This window comes from Streptomyces sp. NPDC048352, from assembly GCF_040651895.1.
Taxonomy (GTDB): Bacteria; Actinomycetota; Actinomycetes; order Streptomycetales; family Streptomycetaceae; genus Streptomyces.
In genome coordinates, this window is sequence record NZ_JBEZKZ010000001.1 from 180028 (window position 1) to 200405 (window position 20378).

General features: G+C 72.4%; 20 protein-coding genes and 1 pseudogene. 12 read left to right on the plus strand and 9 right to left on the minus strand.

Translation table 11 applies throughout. From position 1 onward, the window contains the following. Nucleotides 1-30: 30 nt before the first annotated feature. The gene (locus AB0D45_RS00855; protein ID WP_362454637.1) at nt 31-1338 is read right to left on the minus strand and encodes an ROK family protein; all 1308 of its coding nucleotides are present in this window, start codon (nt 1336-1338) and stop codon (nt 31-33) included. 186 nt (nt 1339-1524) lie between these two features. Between AB0D45_RS00855 and AB0D45_RS00860 the strand changes: the two genes are divergently transcribed. The 4 genes from AB0D45_RS00860 to AB0D45_RS00875 are packed head-to-tail and all read left to right on the plus strand — an operon-like array spanning nt 1525 to nt 6127. After that, complete coding sequence (locus tag AB0D45_RS00860) at nt 1525-2841, plus strand: sugar ABC transporter substrate-binding protein (RefSeq protein ID WP_362454639.1); 1317 nt, start codon at nt 1525-1527, stop codon at nt 2839-2841. Between the two features lie 14 nt (nt 2842-2855). After that, a complete protein-coding gene (locus AB0D45_RS00865) occupies nt 2856-3851 on the plus strand; it encodes a sugar ABC transporter permease (protein WP_362454641.1) in 996 nt (331 codons plus the stop codon). A gap of 28 nt (nt 3852-3879) precedes the next feature. Continuing rightward, nucleotides 3880-4719 (plus strand): carbohydrate ABC transporter permease, encoded by an 840-nt coding sequence (locus AB0D45_RS00870; protein ID WP_362454643.1) that lies wholly within the window; start codon nt 3880-3882, stop codon nt 4717-4719. A gap of 52 nt (nt 4720-4771) precedes the next feature. Then, nucleotides 4772-6127, plus strand: coding sequence for a GH1 family beta-glucosidase (locus tag AB0D45_RS00875; RefSeq protein ID WP_362454645.1), 1356 nt, complete (start codon nt 4772-4774; stop codon nt 6125-6127). Between the two features lie 66 nt (nt 6128-6193). Here AB0D45_RS00875 and AB0D45_RS00880 read toward each other — a convergent pair whose 3' ends face one another. Then, on the minus strand, nt 6194-7216 hold the full coding sequence (locus AB0D45_RS00880; protein WP_362454647.1) for a LacI family DNA-binding transcriptional regulator: 1023 nt from the start codon (nt 7214-7216) through the stop codon (nt 6194-6196). A 234-nt stretch (nt 7217-7450) separates the two neighbouring features. On the opposite strand from AB0D45_RS00880, the pseudogene AB0D45_RS00885 reads away from it, so the two are divergent. Further along, nucleotides 7451-8064: pseudogene (locus tag AB0D45_RS00885) on the plus strand (RDD family protein). Between the two features lie 36 nt (nt 8065-8100). On the opposite strand, the gene AB0D45_RS00890 reads toward AB0D45_RS00885, so the two are convergent. Then, the gene (locus tag AB0D45_RS00890; RefSeq protein WP_362454649.1) at nt 8101-8709 is read right to left on the minus strand and encodes a flavin reductase family protein; all 609 of its coding nucleotides are present in this window, start codon (nt 8707-8709) and stop codon (nt 8101-8103) included. 76 nt (nt 8710-8785) lie between these two features. On the opposite strand from AB0D45_RS00890, the gene AB0D45_RS00895 reads away from it, so the two are divergent. After that, nucleotides 8786-9082 carry a DUF3253 domain-containing protein gene (locus AB0D45_RS00895; protein WP_361609604.1) on the plus strand — a complete coding sequence of 99 codons (297 nt, stop codon included), beginning with the start codon at nt 8786-8788 and terminating at the stop codon, nt 9080-9082. Between the two features lie 34 nt (nt 9083-9116). Here AB0D45_RS00895 and AB0D45_RS00900 read toward each other — a convergent pair whose 3' ends face one another. The 5 genes from AB0D45_RS00900 to AB0D45_RS00920 all read right to left on the minus strand — a co-directional run bounded on the left by AB0D45_RS00900 (nt 9117) and on the right by AB0D45_RS00920 (nt 13888). Next, nucleotides 9117-9527 carry a TraR/DksA C4-type zinc finger protein gene (locus tag AB0D45_RS00900; RefSeq protein ID WP_362454650.1) on the minus strand — a complete coding sequence of 137 codons (411 nt, stop codon included), beginning with the start codon at nt 9525-9527 and terminating at the stop codon, nt 9117-9119. 153 nt (nt 9528-9680) lie between these two features. Continuing rightward, entirely contained in the window at nt 9681-11423 is a 1743-nt protein-coding gene (locus AB0D45_RS00905) for a bifunctional metallophosphatase/5'-nucleotidase (protein WP_362454652.1), read from the minus strand. A gap of 234 nt (nt 11424-11657) precedes the next feature. Continuing rightward, on the minus strand, nt 11658-12509 hold the full coding sequence (locus AB0D45_RS00910; RefSeq protein ID WP_362454654.1) for an alpha/beta hydrolase: 852 nt from the start codon (nt 12507-12509) through the stop codon (nt 11658-11660). Beyond that, complete coding sequence (locus AB0D45_RS00915; RefSeq protein ID WP_362454656.1) at nt 12506-13018, minus strand: MarR family transcriptional regulator; 513 nt, start codon at nt 13016-13018, stop codon at nt 12506-12508. The genes AB0D45_RS00910 and AB0D45_RS00915 overlap by 4 nt, the downstream gene beginning before the upstream one ends. Nucleotides 13019-13273: 255 nt before the next feature. After that, nucleotides 13274-13888: a TetR/AcrR family transcriptional regulator gene (locus tag AB0D45_RS00920; RefSeq protein WP_362454658.1), complete on the minus strand. Its 615-nt coding sequence runs from the start codon at nt 13886-13888 to the stop codon at nt 13274-13276. Between the two features lie 153 nt (nt 13889-14041). On the opposite strand from AB0D45_RS00920, the gene AB0D45_RS00925 reads away from it, so the two are divergent. The 3 genes from AB0D45_RS00925 (at nt 14042) to AB0D45_RS00935 (ending at nt 16191) form a co-directional block, all read left to right on the plus strand. Beyond that, nucleotides 14042-15010 (plus strand): oxidoreductase, encoded by a 969-nt coding sequence (locus AB0D45_RS00925; RefSeq protein WP_362454660.1) that lies wholly within the window; start codon nt 14042-14044, stop codon nt 15008-15010. 132 nt (nt 15011-15142) lie between these two features. Then, nucleotides 15143-15787 (plus strand): dihydrofolate reductase family protein, encoded by a 645-nt coding sequence (locus AB0D45_RS00930; RefSeq protein ID WP_362454662.1) that lies wholly within the window; start codon nt 15143-15145, stop codon nt 15785-15787. 107 nt (nt 15788-15894) lie between these two features. Next, nucleotides 15895-16191 carry a hypothetical protein gene (locus tag AB0D45_RS00935; protein ID WP_362454664.1) on the plus strand — a complete coding sequence of 99 codons (297 nt, stop codon included), beginning with the start codon at nt 15895-15897 and terminating at the stop codon, nt 16189-16191. A 133-nt stretch (nt 16192-16324) separates the two neighbouring features. On the opposite strand, the gene AB0D45_RS00940 is transcribed toward AB0D45_RS00935, so the two are convergent. After that, entirely contained in the window at nt 16325-16546 is a 222-nt protein-coding gene (locus tag AB0D45_RS00940; RefSeq protein ID WP_361605847.1) for a chaplin, read from the minus strand. Between the two features lie 510 nt (nt 16547-17056). Here AB0D45_RS00940 and AB0D45_RS00945 point away from each other — a divergent pair. From AB0D45_RS00945 to AB0D45_RS00955, 3 genes are all read left to right on the plus strand, one after another. Then, nucleotides 17057-18637, plus strand: a complete 1581-nt coding sequence (locus AB0D45_RS00945; RefSeq protein ID WP_362454666.1) for a histidine kinase — start codon at nt 17057-17059, stop codon at nt 18635-18637. Next, a complete protein-coding gene (locus tag AB0D45_RS00950) occupies nt 18634-19311 on the plus strand; it encodes a response regulator transcription factor (protein ID WP_362454668.1) in 678 nt (225 codons plus the stop codon). Before AB0D45_RS00945 ends, AB0D45_RS00950 begins: the two co-directional genes overlap by 4 nt. A gap of 276 nt (nt 19312-19587) precedes the next feature. After that, on the plus strand, nt 19588-20364 hold the full coding sequence (locus AB0D45_RS00955; protein WP_362454670.1) for an ABC transporter ATP-binding protein: 777 nt from the start codon (nt 19588-19590) through the stop codon (nt 20362-20364). The last annotated feature ends 14 nt before the right edge of the window (nt 20365-20378 follow it).

Here is a 20378-nt window from a genome sequence, read left to right on the forward strand (position 1 = left end):
CCGGCGGCGCGCCCGCGCGGGCAGGAGGGGTCACTGGGCCGCGCGCTCCCGCAGGGTCGCCTGCCACGCGGGGGCGGGCTCCTGCGGCCGGGCCGCCTCACGGCGTCCGCCGCGGGCGAAGAAACCGGCGAGCGGCAGGATCGCGGCCCCGACCGTCACGGCGTCGGGGCCCAGGGCGCCCAGCTCGATCCGCACGTGCGCGGCCGGGTAGGCCAGGGCGTAGGAAAGGGCGTGGCCGCGCACGGCGTCGAGGAACGCGGGTCCCAGCTGCAGTCCCGCCCAGCCGCCCACGAGGATGCGCTCGGGCTGGAAGAGATTGATCAGGTCGGAGAAACCGGCGCCGAGGTACTCGGCGGTCTCCTCCAGGACGGCCAGGGCCGTGGCGTCGGGTTCCGGGCCGCCCTCCCCGGGGTAGGCGGCGGCGATCATCGCGGTCAGCGAGGTCTCCTCGTCCGCGTCCGCCGGCGGCCGGCCGCCGGCCTCCCGCCAGCGTTCGAGGAGCGCTTCCGCTCCCGCGTAGGCCTCCAGGCAGCCCTGGGCGCCGCACCGGCAGCGGCGGCCCCGCACGCGCACCGTGAGGTGGCCCCACTCGATGGCGCGCCCGGGCCCCACCTCGTCGGCGACGACGCAGGCGCCGACACCCGACCCGAAGAGGACCACCGCCGCACTCTGCGCGCCGCGCCCGGCGCCGAACCACATCTCCGCCTGACCGAGCGTCTTGGCTCCGTTGTCGATGGAGTACGGCACGCTCGCGGGGACGATCGCCGACTCGCGCAGCAGTCGTTCCAGGGGCACGGCGCTCCAGCCGATGGTCTGGCCGTGGACGACCGCGCCGCCGGCGTCGCGGGCGACGATGCCCGGCACACCGATGCCCACGCCGAGCAGGCGTTCGGCCGGGATGCCGGCCTGCGCCAGCACCGCGGGGATCCCCTCGCGCAGGTGGTCCAGCACGATGCCGACGTCGTAGCGGTCGACCCGGCGCGGCCCCTCGGTCACGAGCGGCCTCTCGATGCGGGCGAGTTCGGTCAGCGCCAGGTCGAAGAGCTCGATCCGCACCCGCGTCTCGCCGACGTCGACGCCGACCATGTACCCGCTGTCGGCGCGGATGCGCAGCAGCGTGCGGGGCCGGCCGCCGGCCGAGTCGACGCTGCCGGCCTCCTCCACCAGGCCTTCGGCGACCAGCTCGGCGACCACGTTGCTGACCGAGCCCGAGCTGAGCCCGGTGGCGGGTCCGAGCGAGAAGCGGCTCTGGGGCCCGTCGAAATACAGCCGTTGCAGAACGGCAGTCCGGTTCTCGCGCCGCAGGTCATGAACCGTTCGGCCACTGCGTACTCGCACCCGTGCCCCCTCAACTTGGACTTCCTGGTGGCAACTTACATGTGTTCGGGGCCTTGACGCGACCTTCGCTTGAGGTTTAACTCACATCCTAAATTAAGCCATGGGGGCTGGTCGCGGTCCGAAGGCGGGGCGTCGCCACCCCACCCCCGGGTTTCACCGCCACTTCCTCGAAAGGCCCCTGGAGCCATGCGCAGAATCCGAGCCGCAGCCGTCGGTGCCGTCACTCTCCCGCTCGTTCTCACCGCGGCTGCCTGCGGCGGGGGGTCGTCCGGCCACGGCGGATCGAACGAGCAGCCCAAGTCCCTCACCTACTGGGCCTCCAACCAGGGCGCCAGTATCGAGGTCGACAAGAAGGTCCTCCAGCCCGAACTCGACAAGTTCGAGAAGGAGACCGGCATCAAGGTGAAGCTGGAGGTCGTCCCGTGGGCGGACCTCCTCAACCGGATCCTGACGGCGACGACCTCCGGCCAGGGACCCGACGTCCTGAACATCGGCAACACCTGGAGCGCCTCCCTCCAGTCCAGCGGCGCCCTGCTGCCGTGGAACGCCGAGAACTTCGAGGCGATCGGCGGCAAGGACCGCTTCGTCCCGTCCGCTCTGGGCTCCACCGGCGTCCGGGGACAGGACCCGGCCGCCGTCCCGCTGTACTCCATGGCCTACGCCCTCTACTACAACAAGAGCATGTTCAAGAACGCCGGCATCGAGAAGCCCCCGGCGACCTGGGACGAGCTGGTGGAGACCGGCAAGAAGCTGTCCAAGGACGGCAAGTGGGCCCTGGGGGCCGAAGGTTCGAACCTGTCCAACAACATCCACCAGGTCTTCGTCCTCGGCAAGCAGCACGGCGCCGACTTCTTCACCGCCGACGGCAAGGCGGACTTCACCTCCGACGGAGCGGTCGCCGCGGTGAAGCAGTACGTCGACCTGATGGGCAAGGACAAGATCGTCGCTCCGGGCAACGCCGAGTACGCGCAGAACCAGTCCCTGAGCGACTTCGCCAACGGCAACACGGCCATGGTGCTGTGGCAGACCGCCTCCGCCACGTTCCAGGCCCAGGGCATGACCGAGGACGAATGGGGCGTCGCCCCGGCGCCCGTCCCCTCCGGGGCGCCGGGCCAGGGCACCGCCACCAACTCCATGGTCGCCGGCATCAACCTGGCGGTGTTCAAGAACACCAGGAACATCGACGGCGCGAAGAAGTTCGTGAAGTTCATGACCAGCGACGGGGAGCAGACCATCCTCAACACGGCCTACGGCTCCATCCCCCCGGTCAAGGCCGCCCAGCAGGACCCCGCGTTCAACACCCCGGCCCTCGCCGTCCTGCGGGACACCCTCGCCACCAGCGCCACCGCCCTGCCCCAGGTCCCGGAGGAGTCCCAGTTCGAGACGGTGGTCGGCACCGCCGTCAAGGAGCTCTTCGCCGAGGCCGCGGCCGGCCGGCCCGCCACCACCGAGTCGGTCAGGGCGAAGCTCGAGAAGGCCCAGCAGCAGATGCCCAAGAAGTGAGCACGGACACCACCATGACCACCACCGCTGCCCCCACCACCGGCGAGCGGGCCGGCCGCACCACCCGGCCCGGAGCGGCGCCCCGCCGGCGCCGCTCCGGGCGGCTGCGCCGCGTCGGGCTTCCCTACCTGCTGCTGCTGCCCGCCCTGGTCCTCGAACTGCTCGTGCACCTGGTCCCCATGCTGATCGGCATCGTCGTCAGCTTCAAGGAACTCACCCAGTTCTACCTGCGCGACTGGGGAACCGCGCCCTGGGCCGGCACCGACAACTACAGGCTCACGATCGACTTCGACGCCCCCGTCGGCGAAGCACTCCTGAAGTCGTTCCTCACCACCTGCCAGTTCACCCTGCTGTCGGTCGCCCTGTGCTGGCTGCTCGGCACCGCCGCCGCGATCTTCATGCAGGAGACCTTCCGCGGCCGGGGACTGCTGCGCACCGTCTTCCTCGTCCCCTACGCGCTGCCCGTCTACGCCGCGGTCATCACCTGGGCGTTCATGTTCCAGCGCGACAACGGGCTCGTCAACCACGTGCTCCACGACCAGCTCGGCCTGACCGACAGCCCCGCGTTCTGGCTCATCGGCGACAACAGCTTCGTCACCCTGCTGGTGGTCTCGGTGTGGAAGGGCTGGCCCTTCGCCTTCCTCATCATGATGGCCGGACTGCAGAACATCCCCAGGGAGATGTACGAGGCCGCCGCTCTGGACGGGGCCGGAGTGTGGCAGCAGATCCGCCGCATCACCCTGCCGTCACTGCGCCCCGTCAACCAGGTCCTCGTCCTCGTCCTCTTCCTGTGGACGTTCAACGACTTCAACACGCCGTTCGTGCTGTTCGGCAAGTCGGCGCCCCAGGCGGCGGACCTGATCTCCATCCACATCTACCAGTCCTCCTTCCAGACCTGGAACTTCGGCACGGGCTCGGCGATGTCGGTCCTGCTGCTGCTCTTCCTGCTCGTGGTCACGGGCCTGTACCTCCTGTTCACCTCCCGCGGAAGGCAGGCCGCCGATGCCTAGGCGATCCCGGCGGACCCCCCGTTCGCCCATGGCGGCCCCGCAGTCCTTCCTGTGGAGCAGGAGGATCTTCCTGACGCTCCTGACGGCGTTCGTACTGCTGCCCGTGTACGTGATGGTGTCCAGCTCGCTCAAGCCGCTCCGGGACGTGTCGGGGAAGTTCCAGTGGATTGCCTCGGGCCTCACCGTGCGCCCGTACATCGACATCTGGCGCACCGTGCCGCTGGCCGACTACTTCACGAACTCCCTCATCGTGGCGGGCTCCGCGACGGCGTGCTCGGTCGTCATCGCCGTCTTCGCCGCCTACGCCGTCAGCCGCTACTCCTTCCGCGGCAAGCGGGTCTTCACGGTGACGGTGCTGTCCACCCAGATGTTCCCGGGCATCCTCTTCCTGCTGCCCCTCTTCCTCATCTACGTGAACATCGGCAACGCCACCGGCATCGCCCTGTTCGGGTCCCGGGCGGGCCTCATCCTGACCTACCTGACCTTCTCGCTGCCGTTCTCGATCTGGATGCTGATCGGCTACTTCGACTCCGTCCCCCGCGACCTGGACGAAGCGGCGAAGGTCGACGGCTGCGGACCGCTGGGCGCGCTCCTGCGGATCATCGTGCCCGCCGCGACGCCCGGCATCGTCGCGGTCGCCGTGTACGCCTTCATGACCGCCTGGGGCGAGGTCCTCTTCGCCTCCGTCATGACCAACGACACCACCCGCACGCTGGCCGTCGGGCTGCAGGGGTACTCGACGCAGAACGACGTCTACTGGAACCAGATCATGGCCGCCTCGCTCGTCGTGAGCGTGCCCGTCGTCGCCGGCTTCCTGCTGCTCCAGCGCTACCTCGTCACGGGCCTGACCGCGGGCGCCGTCAAGTAGTCCCGTCGCGCCCGCCCGTCCTTGCCCCGACCCCACCTCCGAGAGGCTTCCCGTGTCCGAACCCATCGACCTCGCCGCGTTCCCGCACGACTTCGCCTGGGGCACCGCCACGTCCGCGTACCAGATCGAGGGAGCGGTCGCCGAAGACGGCCGCGGGCCCTCGATCTGGGACACCTTCTCCCACACGCCCGGCAAGACCGACAACGGCGACCACGGCGACGTGGCCTGCGACCACTACCACCGGTGGCCGCAGGACATCTCCCTGATGAAGCGGCTCAACACCAACGCCTACCGCATGTCGCTCGCATGGCCCCGCGTCCTGCCGGCCGGCAGCGGAGCCGTCAGCGCCGTCGGCCTGGACTTCTACGACCGCGTCATCGACGGCCTCCTCGATGCCGGGATCACCCCGAACGTCACCGTCTACCACTGGGACCTGCCCCAAGCCCTCCAGGACCGCGGGGGCTGGACCGAACGCGACACCGCCGAACACCTCGCCGCCTACGCGTCGGTCGTCGCCGAGCGCCTCGGCGACCGGGTGACCCACTGGGCCACCCTCAACGAGCCCCTGTGCTCCGGCTGGATCGGCCACCTCGAAGGCCGGATGGCGCCCGGCCTCACCGACCTGACCGCCGCCGTCCGGGCCTCCTACCACCTCCTGCTCGGCCACGGACTGGCCGCGCAGGCCATCCGCGCCGCGGCGCCCGGAGCACAGGTCGGCCTGGTGACCAACCACTCCACCGTCGAGCCGGCGGGCACCCGGCCCGAGGACCTCGCCGCCGCCACCCGCATGGACGGCCACACCAACCGGTGGTGGCTCGACCCCGTCTACGGCCGCGGGTTCCCCGCCGACATGCGCGAGCTCTACGCCGTCGACCTCCCCGAGCGGCCCGGCGACCTCGACACCATGGCCACGCCGCTGGACTGGCACGGCCTGAACTACTACTTCCCCGCCACCGTCACCGACGACCCCGACGGGCCCGTGCCGCACGCCCGGGAGGTGCGGCTCGCCGACGTCCCGCGTACCGGCATGGACTGGCAGATCGACGCCGACGGCCTCGAAGCACTCCTGATGCGCCTCACCGACGAGTACGGCGTGCGCAGGCTGTACGTCACGGAGAACGGATCCGCCTTCCCCGACACCGTGGGACCCGACGGCAGCGTCGACGACCCCGCCCGTACCCGGTACCTCGAACAGCACCTGGCGGCGTGTGCGCGCGCCGTCCGCAAGGGCGCGCCCCTCGCCGGCTACTACGCCTGGTCGCTGCTGGACAACTTCGAATGGGCCTACGGCTACGACAAGCGCTTCGGCCTGGTCCACGTCGACTACGCCACCCAGAAGCGCACCGTCAAGACCAGCGGCCGCCGGTACGCCGACATCATCCGCAGCCACCGGCAGCTGTGGTCCTGACGCGCGCGAGCGGCATCCGCCGAGGCGCCCCGGCAGCGGACACGGGCCCGCATGCCGGGGCCCGGGTCAGGCGGACTCGCGGACCACCAGCTCCGGCTGGAAGATCAGTACGCCGGAGTCCGCGGCCGGCGCCGCTTGGACCGCGTCGGCCAACAGCTTCGCCATCGCGGAGGCCATCTCCTCCACCGGCTGACGGACGGTCGTGAGCGGTGGCCGGCACGTCACGGCGATGCTCGAGTCGTCGAAGCCCACGACCGCCACGTCCTCGGGGACCCGCTTCCCCTTCTCCCGGAGGAGCTGGCAGGCACCCTGGGCCATCAGATCGTTCGCGACGAAGACGCCGTCGATGCCGGCGTCCTCCGCCAGCAGGCGGGCCATCGCCCTGACACCGCTGTCGAGGGTGAAGGCCCCCTCGGCGACCGGCGGATCGACCTGGCCGGCCTCGGCGAGGGCCTCGCGGAACCCGGCGAGCCGCTCCCGGCCGGCCGACAGGTCCTGCGGGGCGCAGATGGAGGCGATACGGCGACAGCCGCGCGCCAGCAGGTGACCGACGGCCAGCCGCGCGCCCGCGCGGTTGTCCAGGTCGACGTAGCTGACCGGCATCGGCCGGGAAGGCCGCGCGAACAGGACCGTCGGAATGCGGGAGGAGAGCAGGAGCCCGGGCAGCGGATCGTCGCCCTGGACCGACACCACCAGCGCTCCGTCGACACTGCCCTGCCGTACGTAGTCGACGACCTGGCTGCGGGCCGCCTCCGATTCGGCGAACAGCAGCACCGGATGCATGGCGCGTGCCCGCAGGTGCCCCAGGGCGCCGGTGACGATGCGGCCGAAGAACGGATCGGCGAACACCCGCGCCGCGAAGCCGTCCCCCGCGCCGGAGATGACGAGGGCCACGGTCTCCGCGCGCCGCGTCACCAGGGAGCGCGCCGCCCGGTTCGGGGCGTACCCGGTGCGCGCGATCGCATGACGGACCAGTTCCTGGATGTCGGGATCCACGTTGCGCACCCCGTTCACCACTCGAGACACGGTGGCCCGCGAGACTCCGGCGGCCCGCGCGACGTCCTCCAGCGTGGGGGCGTGTCTCTTCATGTGCGCACATTAACGCACCTACCCCTGAACGCGTTCAAAGGACGGGCGCGGTCAGGGCCGCTCCGTACGCATGCGCCGGACCGCCTCCCCCTTCGAGACGGATTGGACAAGTGGCCGATGGGCCGCCCACGATGACCCGTCAACATCATGACTTCGGGGGCGGGACCGGTCACGTGGTGCGTTGCTCCGCTCCGTCCGCATCGTCCCCGTTTCCGACACCGGAGAGACTTCACCATGAGCTTCGGCGACCCGACCAACCCCTACGCCCAGCAGTCCCCGCAGGGTCAGCCCGGCTTCCCCCAGCAGGCACCGCAGGGCGTGCCTCCGCAGTTCGGCCACGCCCAGCCGCCCCCGCCGTACGGCTACGCGCAGCCGGCCCCGCTGGGCGCGCCCCACGGCGCCTACGCCGCTCCCGGCATGCCGGGCGGGATGCCCCTGCCTGCCCACTGGGGCCTGCGCGTCGGTGCGCACGCGCTCGACGTGCTGATCATCACCGGCCCGATGTACGCCCTCGGCTTCATCGACCTGTTCAACGCCCCCGACCCGGCCACGGCCCAGCCCGGCGTCTTCTTCGCCATCGGCCTCCTGTACGCGGCTGCCATGGGCTTCTTCCAGCTCTTCAGGGAGGGCTCGACCGGGCAGACGATCGGGCGGTGGGCATCAGCCTGCGCCGCGAGGCCGACGGCACCACCCTCGGTTTCGGCAAGGCCTTCGTCCGCAAGCTGGCCCACGTCCTCGACGGTCTCCCCTGCCAGATCGGCTGGCTGTGGCCGCTGTGGGACGCCAAGAGGCAGACGTTCGCCGACAAGGTGTGCGGGACCGTCGTCATCCGCGTGCCCAAGGGCTGAGGCCACGCCCACGGCCTGGTCACCCCGCCGGAGCGCTCAGCTCGACGGGGACCAGTCGGCGTAGCGGATGCGGCGCAGGTCCCGGACCTCGCCGAGCGTGCCCCACTCGTCCTTGCCCAGCCGCGTGAGGGGCCGCAGCCGGGTGACCTCCGGATGGTCCTGGTCCAGAACGGCGTCGTCGACGGCGAAGTGCACCACCCGCCCGAAGACCACGGTCGAGTCACCGAGCAGAAGGGTGCTGTGCAGCTCGCATTCGAGGGCCACCGGGGAGCCGGCCACGCGCGGAGCCTTCACCCGCACGCCCGGTTCGCGCTCGACGCCCACGGCGTCGAACTCGCTCACCTCGGGCGGGAAGTCCGTGGCGGTCTCGTTGATCTTCTCGAGGAGCGCTTCGGGGGCGAGGTTCACCACGAACTGCCCGGTCGCCTCGACGTTGCGCAGCGAGTCCTTCCGGCCGACCGACGTGAACTGCACGATGGGCGGCGTGAGCGACGAGATGGTGAAGAAGGAATGGGGGGCGAGGTTGTCGACGCCCTCGGCGGAAACGGTCGACACCCACGCGATCGGCCGGGGCACGACGGTCGACGTCAGCAGGTGGTAGACCGCGGTCCGGTCCAGCAGGGCCGGGTCGTATTCAGTGCGCATAGCCGCAATCATCAGGCACCTGTGGTGCGCGTCCGGCGGCAGGGCCTGTGATCCGGCGCGGTGCGACACTGGCCGGGTGGGCGACATCGAGCGGGAGACGGGCCGGCGCCTGGAGCGGGCCATCCTGGAGTTGCTGGAACGGCGCGATCCGCAGGCGACGATCTGCCCCTCCGACGCGGCGCGGGCCGTGTACGGAGGGGACGACGAGGGGTGGCGAGCGCTGATGGAACCGGCCCGCCTCGCCGCTCGGCGGCTGGTCACGGCGGGGGAAGTGGAGATCACCCAGGGCGGTCGCCCGGTCGATCCGGGGCAGGCCCGTGGCCCGATCCGCATCCGCCGTGTGCGTCGCCCGGGACCGGCACCGCACGCGTGAGGTGTCCGGCCGGTGCCGTGGCGGTGCCCGGGCGTCAGGCGGGGCGTGGCCGTCGGGGGCCGGATCCGGCGCAGCGGACGCAGGTGGTCGCCGCCGGTCTCACCTCCAGGCGTTCGGGGGGAATCGCCTGGCCGCACAGGTCGCACTGTCCGTACGCGCCCCGTTCGAGCCGTTCCAGTGCCCGGTCCAGCTCTTCCAGGTGCTCGTGCTCCTGCGCCATCAGCGCAGCCACGTGGGCCCGCTCGAAGGCGGTGCTGGCTCCTTCGGGGTCGTGCTCGTCGTCCACCGCCACCAGGGCGTTCGCCGCCACGATCGCTTCGAAGTCACGGCTCAGCGCGGCCGTCCGCGCGAGGGTGTCGGCGCGGTCGGCCGCGAGGCGTGCGCGGACGTCCGCGAGGGTCGACGGACCGCGCTCGTCGGGGTCGCGCCGGGATGCATCGCCCATGTCTGCGACAACGCCGCATCGCGGCCGCCGATTCCTCCCGGCCGCAGCGGCCGCGGGAGGCGAGCGCGGGGGGCAGGTGCCGGCGCCCGCCCGGTGCCTTCGTGTCGTGGAAGGGGCACCGGGCGGGCGCGGTCGTGGTGGGCGTCGTCGTGGTCAGCGGGTGACGAAGGTGATCCTGCCGGGCGCCGGCGGAGCGGCCGGACGGGCGGCGGAGGTGGTGGCTTGCAGGTAGTGGACGAGTGCCTCCAGGTCGGTGGTGTCGCCGCCTTGCCGGGCAGTGATCTCACCGAACACGGTGAATCCGTTGCCGCCGTTGGCGAGGAACTCGTTGAGCACCACCTTGTACGTCGCACCCGGGTCGACGGGCTGTCCGCCGACCCGGACGGTGTCGGCCAGGAGCCGGTCCGCGCCGCTACGGCTCATGTCGACGGAGTAGCTCAGTTCCCTGGACAGTTGCAGGAAGCGCGGGCTGGCCTCGTTCGCGCCGGTGAACTGCTGGCGCAGTGCCGTGAGGAGCTGCTCACCGGTGACGGGCAGCACCCACAGGGGAGTCTCGAAGGGCTGGACACGGTAGGCGTCGGCGTACGTCACCTCCCCTCCTTCCCGGTGGACGAGGTCGGCGCGCATGCCGCCCGGGTTCAGCAGCGCCAGCTGCGCCCCGTGGGGCCGGCCCGCCGCGACCTGTGCGTCCGCGATGAGGCTGCCCAGCGGGGTCTCGGGCAGCGTCGAGCCGCGACCGGGGATGTCGGCGGAGATGTGGCCGACGACGCGCTCGGCGGTGTCCTTGGACCGGGACTGCCAGGTCTCGATGAGCCGGGACATGGCGGGCTGGCGGGCCGTGGTGACGGGAACGGGCCGGTGCGTGGCTCGGACCGTGTCGCGGACGACGTCTCCCCTCGGGTCGAGGGAGAAGCGCAGGTCGGTGAAGGAGCGGCCGAAGGAGTCGGCTTGGGTGACCAGCCTCGGCCGGTTGTCGGGGCCGGTCACGGTGCACTCGTACGAGGCGTGGGAGTGACCGCTGACGATCAGGTCGACGGCGGGAGCCGCCTGCCGCGCGATGTCCTTGATCCTTCCCTCCAGCCGCGCGCCGGGGCCGCCCTCGTCGCAGGCGGCGCCGGCCCGGCCGTCGACGGCCTCGCCCTCGTGGATGAGGAGGACCTGGGCGTGCACGCCCTGCCGGGTCAGTTCACGCGAGTAGCGGGCGATGGTGGGGACCTCGTCGTGGAACTGCACGTCGCGGACCATGGAGGCGTTGATCACGCTCGGGGCGTCCTTGGTGACCAGGCCGATGAACCCGATCCGCTGCCCGCTCGGCAGGGTCTTGACCGTGTAGGGCCGCAGGAGGGGTGTGGTGCTGCCCCGTTCGGTGACGTTCGCCGCCAGGTAGGCGAATCCCGCCCCGTCGTACGGGCCGCCCGGCGCGCAGCCGTCCTCCGGGTGGCAGCCGCCTTCAGCGATCCGCCGCAGTTCGCGCGGGCCTTCGTCGAACTCGTGGTTGCCGACCGAGGAGGCGCTCAGCCCCAGGTGCTCGAGCGCGTCGACGGCCGGTTCGTCGTGGAAGATCGCGGACGTGAGCGGGCTGCCGCCGATCATGTCGCCGGCGGCCACGGTGAGGCTGTTGGCCTGTCCCAGCCGGGCCGCGTCCAGCAGGGTCGCCATCTGGGCGAGTCCCCCCGCTTGGACGGCCGGGCCGCGATGCGTGATGCGGCCGGCGGCGCCGTCCACCGGCATCAGGTTGCCGTGCAGGTCGTTGAGGGCCAGGAGCTGTACGGGAGTTCCGGACTCCTGATGGGGGACGGCGTGTGCGCTGCCCGCACGGCCGAAGGCCGGCCCGGCGGCCAAGAGGGACAGCAGGGCGAGCGCGGGCACGCCGCGCCGCATAAAGGAATGGACCATGACGGACTTTGTAGGGCAGCGCGGGCGGCCTGTCCCCGAGCCACACCGAATGCCGGACCGGCGGACCATCACAGAAACGATCACGCAGTACCCGTCGGACCAGTCGCGGTCGGACCGCCCTCGCAGTGACACGGACCGTACGGACACCGCGCCCGGCCCCGGCTGGGGGCAGGCCGGGCGGGCCGGCGGCGCGTCGGAGGTGGAGCCGGTCGCTGAAGTTGCTTGCTGGCAGGCTCAGTTGGAGCCCGTCGCGGAAGCGAGGAAGGAGGCGACTTCGGGGTTGAAGAGTTCCGTGCTCTCCAGGTTGACCATGTGTGCCGCCGAGGCGAACCGCCGGCGCCTGGCATCGGGAACGGTTCGGGCGATGGCCCGGGCGTTCGCCGAGATGTCACTGCTGTCGAGTTCTCCGTCGAGGACCAGGGTGGGGACGGCGATGGCGGCCAGCCGGTCCGCTGCACCGACTTCCCTCGGTGTCCCCGCGCCGAGGCCACGGGCGTGCCGCACGACATTGGCGTACGCCGACGCACGCAACCGCTCGCGCAGTCCGCCTTCGACCTGGGACGGTTCGCGGTGGGGGCCGTCCACCCACATCCGCAGGAAGTGCTCCACGAACCGCTGTGCGCCGTCGTCCGGGTCGCCCACCGCGGCCATCTGCTGTGCGGTGTGGTGCGCGACGTAGGGGTCGGTGAAGGGGCGGCCGCTCACCCCGGGCGAGGCGAGGACCAGTGCCGACACGGAAAGCGGACGGGCTATCGCCGTATCGACGGCGGTCCGGGCGCCGAGGGAAAGGCCCACCAGCGTGGCACGGGCGACGTCGAGGCGGGTGAGCAGGGCGTGCAGATCGTCGTGGTGGGCGTAGTCCCGAGTGACGGTGGAGGAACGTCCGTGACCGCGGGCGTCGTAGCGGATGACGCGGAAGCCCAGGCCCGCGAGCCAGGTGAACTGCTCGTCCCACATGTGCAGGTCGAGCATGCCGCCGTGGAGCAGGACGACGGGGGGTCCTTCGCCGGCCGACTCGTAGAAGAGCTCGCCCGCCTCGACGGGTACGGTGCCGGCCGTGACCGGGCTCGTCCGGGGATGCGTCATGGTGCGTCCTCTCCTCGATCCGCGGGGTGCGGCGGGGTGTCCTGTGCGAGGTTCCTGAACTCCTCGCCGAGGCGCCGGAGTACGTGCAGGGCCGTCATGACGTCACCGGCGGAGAGGTCGAAAAGCCGGCGCCGCAGCTCGGCTTCCTCGGCTTCCTGGATGCCCCTGATGGTGGCTTCCCCTTCCGGGGTGAGCCGGATCAGGCGCGAGCGCCGGTGCTCCGGGTTCGGGGTGCTCTCCGCCAGCCCCAGGGCTGTCGCGTCGTTCACCAGACGCTGGACCGGCTGCCGGTCCAGGCCGAGGAGGCGGGCCAGTTGAGGCACCGTTCGGGGTCCGGCCCTGCGCAACTCGTCCATCACCGCGTGCTGCCCGGCCGTCATCCCCGTGCCCACCAGCTCCCGCTCCACGGCACGCACGACCGTACGGTGCAGCGGCCACAGGCTGCGGATCACTTCGTAGAGCAGGGGGCCCGCGAGGTGGTCCGGCCCGGTGCGCTCGACGCCACTCATGGTGTCATCATGACACCTTCAGTGTCGTCGTGGCCACGTTCTGTTCCACCCCGTATCCCCAGGGTCCGCCGCGGAGTTCGCGGGGTCGACCCCAGGGGCGGCGGGCGTGCCACGTCGAAGCACCCCGCCCGGTACGGCAGCCGACTGAGGGAGCCGGTGTGGACGTCAATGGAAAGGCGCATTCCCCCCTGGCAGGTGACCGATTCCGCCGTGCCGGCGGCGACCTGCCCCGGCGGACGGAGGCGCCGGGCTGGGTCAGGGCGACCGGAGGACGCCGGCGTGCGCGGCGGCGAGGGCGACGGCCACGGCCCGGTCGGCGGTCGCTTCGTCGACCGGCTCACCGGTGAACGCGAGGCGGAACCAGATCGGCGCGACGAGGGCCTTGAGGAGCTCGGCCGGGTCCGTCCCCGCCAGCAGTTCACCGCGTTCGACGGCGCGGGTGACGACGGGTTCCGCCTGGCGGAAGCGGTCCTCGAAGAGCGCGCGCTTGATCTCGGCCAGCCGGGGCGTGCGCACGGCGTCCGAGAGGGCGGTGGTGAGCAGGGCCCGGCCCGCGTCCGTGGTCATGGTCGCGACGAGCGAGCGGGCCAGGGCGCGCAGGTCGCTCTCCGCCGCCCCGGTGTCGGGGATCGGGATGTCCGCGGCGAAGTGGCCGGTCAGGGCGTCGGCGACCAGCTCGTCGGAGGTCTTCCAGTTCCGGTAGATCGTGGTCTTGTGCACGCCGGCCCGCTGGGCGACGGCATCGACGGTCAGTGCGGCGTACCCGGCCGCGGTGAGCTCGGAGATGGTCGCCGCCAGTACGGCGGCGCGCATCCTGGGCCCGCGCCCGACAGCGGGGCCGCGGTCCGAGGACGACTCGACGGACTTCATTGCAACTCCTAGTTGCGTTATTGCCGGTGCATGCGACAGCATCAGGGTAATGCAACTGGCGGTTGCGATACGGGTGGGCTGTGCCCTACGCCGGTCAGGGCCGGGACCCGGAACCCGGCCCGCCACCGCCCCCACCCGTCGATGGAGGTTCCCATGACCCCTGCACCCCAGGCCCCCGCCCACACCGCGCCGGGCGAGCGCTGGACGCCCGACACCATCCCGGACCAGTCCGGGCGCCTCGCCGTGGTCACCGGCGCCAACAGCGGTATCGGCTACGCCACTGCCCGCGCACTCGCCCGCCGCGGTGCCCACGTCGTCCTGGCCTGCCGCAGCGAGGAGCGCGGGCGCACGGCGGTGGAGCGCCTGCGGACCGAGATACCGGGGGCCCGGGCCGAACTGCGTCTGCTCGACCTCGCCGACCTGGAGTCCGTCCGCCGCTTCGCCGGGGACTGGAGCCACGACCACGACCGTCTCGATCTGCTGGTCAACAACGCCGGCATCGCGATGGTGCCCTTCTCCCGGACCGCCGACGGCTTCGAGTCCCAGTTCGGCGTCAACCACCTCGGCACGTTCGCGCTCACCGGCCTGCTCCTGCCGCACTTGTTGCGCGCCCCCGACCCGCGCGTGGTCACGGTCAGCAGTGAGGGCCAGCGGTTCGCCCGGTTCGACCTGGGCAACCTCGACGCCGAGCGCGGCTACCGGGCCTTGTTCGCCTACCTCCAGTCGAAGCGGGCGAACCTCTACTTCGCCGTGGAACTGCAGCGCAGGGCCGACGCCGCCGGGCTGGGACTGCGCAGCATGGCCGTGGCTCCCGGACTCACCCGTTCCAACGTCCTCACCGGCGGCGCCAACACCGCCCGGGGCCGCACGTACCGCGCCTTCACGCGCCTGCTGCTGCGCAGCGCCTTCCGGCCCACCCCGGAGGGCGCCAAGACCTCCCTGTACGCCGCGACCGTACCCGGCCTGCCCGGAGGGAGCTACGTCGTACCCGACGGGCCGCTCCAACTCCGGGGCGAACCCGTCCCGCGCGGCCGGGAGCGCGCCCTCCACGACCTCACCACCGCCCGCCGGCTCTGGACCCTCTCGGAACGGCTGACCGGGGTGCGCTACCCGTTGCCCTGACCCTTCCGGGCCCGCGATGCCCGCGCAGTTGCGGGGAACGGGTGAAACCGGACTCCGCCGCGCCGATGAGTTCGCACGCTCGCGGGGGTCTGTCCCTATGACAGGAGTCGACCGAGCAAACGGGAGCACGTCATGGGCCTGATCCACATCGAGATGTTCGCGACCCTCGACCTCGTCGGGCAGGCACCCGGCGGGCCTGACGAGGACCCGATCGGGTTCCCCTTCGGCGGCTGGCAGGCCCCCTTGCTGGACGAGGTCGCCGGGGCGCAGGTCGGTGCCGCGTACCAGGGCACGGACGCCCTGCTGCTCGGCCGGCGGACGTACGACATCTTCGCCGCCTACTGGCCCCACCAGGAGGGCGGCGAGGACAACGAGATCGCCACGCTGTTCAACAGCGTGCCCAAGTACGTGGCCTCGCGCGGCACGCCCGACCTCTCCTGGGCCGGGTCCGCACAGCTCGGACCGGACCTGGCCGCAGGGGTGCGGGAGATCCGTGACCGCCACGAGAACGTGAAGGTCGTCGGGAGCCTGAACCTCGTGCAGACCCTCCTGCGCGAGAAGCTCTTCGACCGTCTCGACCTGTGGGTGCACCCGGTCGTGCTCGGGGTCGGGAAGAAGGTCTTCGACGACGGCGCGGTGCCCACGAACCTCACGCTCCTCTCGCCTCCGGCGGCCGGCCCCAAGGGCACCGTGTTCCTGCGCTACGGCCTGGCTGCCGGGACCCCCGCCACGGGGGACATGAGCGCACCCGACCGCGGCTTGGGAAGCGAGCGCTGAGAGCCGCTCAGCGCAGGCGTGGAGCGCGGATCCGTCGGAGACTCTTCCCATGGCCGTAACCGTGACCCGCTTCGCCGCGCCGACCGCCAGTCCTGGTCTACTCCGGCGTGCACGCCTGGGAAGGCCCGCAGGTCACGCGGGACAAGATCGAGGCCTGGCTGTCGGCCCTGGACACGCTGCGCGAGCGCTACGGCGCCGAAGTCTTCGTGCACCCCGGCCACGGACCCGCGGGGGATGCCGCCCGCTACGAGGAGATCCGCCGCTACCTGGAGGACTTCCTCGACGTCACCGCCGCCGCCACGAACCGGGAGCAGGCCACGGCGGAGATGGTCCGCCGCTACCCCAAGCACGGCCAGGCCGACTTCCTGCTGCCGCTCAGCGTCGACTTCCACGTCCCGGCCTGACCCGGCCCTGTCGCCGAGGCCGGGGCCGGGGGTGGTCACCCGGAGGATCGGCGCCGGCGGCGGACGACGCCCGGCGGCCCCGCTCGCGCCGTAGGAGGCCGGCCGAGCGGGGCCGCCGGGAACTCGGGAGCGGTCAGGCGTTGACGCAGGTGTTGCCGAAGGCCGGGTTGAGCAGGCCGATGATGTCGACCGTGTTCCCGCAGGCGTTGACCGGCACGTGAACCGGTACCTGGATCACGTTGCCGGAGACCACGCCGGGCGAGTTCAGGGCCGCGGCCTGCGCACCGGCGTCGGCGGCGGCGCCACCGGCGCCACCGGCGACCGCGACACCCGCGGCGAGAACGGCAAACGTGATCTTGAACTTGGAGAACACGAAAAGCTCCTAGGAACAGGGGAGACGGATCCTCGCCGGAAGGCCAGGCGTGATCCTTAACGCCCGCACTCCCGGAAAGTCACGCTGCCGACGACGGCCGTCCGGGCGGCGCCCCCTCCCCCGCGCCCCGGCCCCCACCCCCGGCCCCTGCTCGGCGTCCGCCCTCGGATTGCCGCAGTAGGGTGGACACGCGGGGTGCGGTTGTTGGCCAACATGGCCGCGACGGACGACCGTGCCCCGCCCGGCCGGTCGCCGTCGGTCCGGGCCCTCGCGGCCGGATTCTCCTGCGGCTCCGTGGCAGTCCGTACGTCGCCGGGGCTCTGCCCAAAGACATAGCCCGGATCGGTCCAGAGGCCGACGCCCGCCCACCCGACGGGATCGATACTGGGCGATGTGTCGCTCATCAGCCGTTTCCGTCAGTGTGCCCCTCCCATGGCGGACGGTCCGGCGCGTCCGGGCGGAGTCGGTCGGGCCGTCTGCGAGACCGCCGGTGTGACGGTCGCCGCGCTCTGTCTCTTCGTGGTCTCCCTGCGGTTGGGGGATCTGCCGCACGCCGGGTTCCAACTGTGCGCGATCGCGGCCGCCGCCGCTCTCTTCCCCCTGCGGCGGCGCCGGCCCGGCGCCGTGCTCCTGGTCCTCGCCGTCCTCACCGGCGCCGCCCCCGTCGTCGGCCCGGTCACGGCGGCCTCCTCGTACGCGGTGGCGACCGGTACGGTGCGCCCGCGTCGGCACGCCCGCCTGCTCGGCGCCGCGAGCCTGCTGATCACGGCGTCGGCGGCCGCGAGCGGACCCTCGCTCGGCCCCGGTTCGGTCACCCGCGCGCTGGAGCTGGCCTTGGTGCTGGCGGTGACGGCAGTGGTCGTACCCGGCCTGGTCGGAACCGTGTACGGGCAGCAGGCCCGGCTGCTGCTGGCGCTGCGCGAACGCGGTGACGCGGCCGAGCGGGCCCGGCGGTTCGCCGACAGCGAGGCCCGCACCCACGAGCGGTCCAGGATCGCCGCCGAGATGCACGACCTGTTGGGTCACCGGCTCAGCCTCATCTCGCTGCACGCCGGCGGCCTGGAGCTCGCCCTCGGCGCGTGCGACCCGGAGCTGCGCGAGGAGGCTGCACTGGTGCGGCACACCACCGGGGACGCGATGCGCGAACTGCGGCAGGCGCTCGGGGTCCTCGGCCCGCTCGGCCGGGACACCGGGCCGGACGTGCTCACCGACGCCACCGGCACCCGGGCCGACGTCGAGGCGCTGGTGGCGGAATCCCGGGACGGCGGGATCGCCGTCCGGCTGGAGTGGAGCGGCCCCGACCTCGACGCCCGCCCGCCGCAGGTACGGCGGGCGGTGCACCGCGTGGTGCGGGAGACCCTGACGAACGTGCACCGGTACGCGCCGGCCTCCCACGTCCTCGTCCGGGTCGAGCACGGCGAGAGTACGGTGCGTCTGACCGTCCGCAACGGCGCGTCCGCCGCCTCCGCCGGGGCGCCGGACGGGGTCGGTACCGGGCGTGGCCTGCCGGGCCTGCGCGAACGGGTCCAGCTGCTCGGCGGCGTCTTCGAGGCCGGTGCGCTGCCGTCCGGCGGTTTCCTGGTGTCGGCGGCCGTCCCGGCGGAACCGGAGGACGCCGTCGCGAGGAACGCGTCCGCAGGCGGCGTGGCAGCCACTCCACCCGAGGCGTTCGACGGCTCCGTGGGGGCGCTGGGGCGCGGCCCGCGGACGGTCAGGGCCGTGACGTCCGGTCTCGGCGCGGCGGCGCTGTGGGTGTTGATGGCGCTCTCGGTCACGATGGTCTACAGCCAGCCGAGGGGTGTGGTCCCGCCCCCGACGCCGCGCCTGGGGATGACGTACCAGGAGTTGAAGGGGGTCTTCGACAGTCCGGCCGTGCGGGCCGCGGCGACCGGGCATGAACCGCCGCGTCCGGTGGGCGCGGCGGGGTGTGTCTACCCGGCGGCCGGGCCCGGCCCCCGCCCCGGTGCCTTCGCCGTCACCCGCTACTGCTTCGACGCTGCGCAGCGTCTCATCTCCATCGACCGCTTCACCGTCGCGTCCGTACGGGACGCACCGCCCTGGGAGACCCCGTGAACCAGTCCACCGAGCCGATCCGTGTCCTGCTCGCCGATGACGAGGCGATGATCCGGCACGGGGTCCGGCTGATCCTGCGCCACGCGGAGGGCATCGAGGTGGTCGCCGAAGCCGCCGACGGACGCGCGGCGGTCGAGGAGGCCGCCGCGCACCGCCCTGACGTGGCCCTGGTCGACATCCGGATGCCGGTGTGCGACGGGCTGGCCGCGATCGCGCCGCTGCTCGCCCTCGATCCGGCGCCCCGCGTGGTGATGCTGACGACCTTCGGTGACGACGACAACGTCGTGCGGGCGCTGCGGGAGGGCGCCGCCGGGTTCCTGCTGAAGGACGAGGGGCCGCAGGAGCTGATCAGCGCGGTGAGGGCGGCCGCCGCGGGGGACGCCGTACTCTCGCCGGGCGTGACCGGGGCGGTGATCTCCCGGATGCTGCGCTCCGATGCCTCGCAGGACACGGGGGCCGTGGTCGCGGACGAGCGGATCGGCCGGCTCACCGGCCGGGAGCGGGAGGTCCTGGCGATGCTGGGCCAGGGGCTCTCGAACCAGGACGTCGCCGGGCGGCTCGGTATCGGGGTCGGCACGGTGAAGACCCATGTGGGCGCCATCCTGGACAAGACCGGTACGGCGAGCCGGGTCCAGGCCGCGCTGCTGGCCCACCGGGCCGGTCTGGCTTCCTGACGGGATCCCGCAGGCAGGCGGCCCACCCGCTGCGTCTCAGGCGGGAGCGGGTCCCGGACGCCGGCGGCACGCCTGCCGCGTCTCCGCCCCGGGAGGGAGCCCCCGCGGCCGGGTCCCTGACCTTCGGCAGAGCGGAGCCGGGGCGGGCCGGTCCTTCGGCAGAGGCCGACTCCCGCCCGTAGGACGATGTCTGCGCAGTTCAGGGCCGTGAGGATGGATGCGTCCCCCCGGCCCGCGGCGTTTGTCGCGGGCCGTCGCACCCCACGCGGAGTCCCCATGCGAGCTGCTTTCCCCTCCCCCGGCACCCCTCCCACGGAGCCGGCCGCACGTGCGTCCGGCCTGACCAAGACGTACGGGAAGGGGGAGACCCGGGTCACCGCGCTGGACGCGGTGTCCGTGGAGTTCGCGCGGGGCCGGTTCACGGCCGTGATGGGTCCCTCCGGCTCCGGCAAGTCCACGTTGATGCACTGCATGGCCGGCTTGGACCCGGTCAGCTCGGGCTCGGCCCGGATCGGCGGTGTCGAACTGTCCACCCTGAACGACCGGCAGCTCACCGAGCTGCGACGGGAGAAGATCGGCTTCGTCTTCCAGGGTTTCAACCTGCTGTCCACCCTGACCGCGCTGGAGAACATCCTGCTGCCGCTGCGGTTGGCCGGCCGCCGTCCCGAAGCGGCGTGGCTGGACACCGTCGTCGACACGGTGGGGCTCGCGGGCCGGCTCGCGCACCGCCCGTCCCAGCTCTCCGGCGGCCAGCAGCAGCGGGTCGCGGTGGCCCGTGCCCTGCTGTCCCGCCCGGAGATCGTCTTCGCCGACGAGCCGACCGGCAACCTCGACTCCCGGTCCGGAGCGGAGGTGCTGGGCTTCCTGCGCGACTCGGTGCGCGAACTGGGCCAGACCGTCGTGATGGTGACGCACGATCCGGTGGCCGCCGCCCATGCGGACCGGGTGGTGTTCCTCGCGGACGGCCGGCTGGTGGACGAGCTGCACGACCCGACCGCCGACGCCGTACTCGACCGGATGCTCGCGTTCGAAGCCCCGGGCCGCACCACCTGACGGTCTTCCCGGCC

Excerpts from the sequence above, each read along its gene's own strand:
- AB0D45_RS00930 (WP_362454662.1), top strand. The coding sequence starts at position 15,143 with ATGGGCCTGATCCACATCGAGATGTTCGCGACCCTCGACCTCGTCGGG.
- AB0D45_RS00880 (WP_362454647.1), bottom strand. The coding sequence starts at position 7,216 with ATGAAGAGACACGCCCCCACGCTGGAGGACGTCGCGCGGGCCGCCGGA.
- AB0D45_RS00920 (WP_362454658.1), bottom strand. The coding sequence starts at position 13,888 with ATGAAGTCCGTCGAGTCGTCCTCGGACCGCGGCCCCGCTGTCGGGCGC.
- AB0D45_RS00925 (WP_362454660.1), top strand. The coding sequence starts at position 14,042 with ATGACCCCTGCACCCCAGGCCCCCGCCCACACCGCGCCGGGCGAGCGC.
- AB0D45_RS00955 (WP_362454670.1), top strand. The coding sequence starts at position 19,588 with ATGCGAGCTGCTTTCCCCTCCCCCGGCACCCCTCCCACGGAGCCGGCC.
- AB0D45_RS00900 (WP_362454650.1), bottom strand. The coding sequence starts at position 9,527 with ATGGGCGATGCATCCCGGCGCGACCCCGACGAGCGCGGTCCGTCGACC.
- AB0D45_RS00870 (WP_362454643.1), top strand. The coding sequence starts at position 3,880 with ATGGCGGCCCCGCAGTCCTTCCTGTGGAGCAGGAGGATCTTCCTGACG.
- AB0D45_RS00860 (WP_362454639.1), top strand. The coding sequence starts at position 1,525 with ATGCGCAGAATCCGAGCCGCAGCCGTCGGTGCCGTCACTCTCCCGCTC.
- AB0D45_RS00910 (WP_362454654.1), bottom strand. The coding sequence starts at position 12,509 with ATGACGCATCCCCGGACGAGCCCGGTCACGGCCGGCACCGTACCCGTC.
- AB0D45_RS00905 (WP_362454652.1), bottom strand. The coding sequence starts at position 11,423 with ATGGTCCATTCCTTTATGCGGCGCGGCGTGCCCGCGCTCGCCCTGCTG.
- AB0D45_RS00915 (WP_362454656.1), bottom strand. The coding sequence starts at position 13,018 with ATGAGTGGCGTCGAGCGCACCGGGCCGGACCACCTCGCGGGCCCCCTG.
- AB0D45_RS00865 (WP_362454641.1), top strand. The coding sequence starts at position 2,856 with ATGACCACCACCGCTGCCCCCACCACCGGCGAGCGGGCCGGCCGCACC.
- AB0D45_RS00890 (WP_362454649.1), bottom strand. The coding sequence starts at position 8,709 with ATGCGCACTGAATACGACCCGGCCCTGCTGGACCGGACCGCGGTCTAC.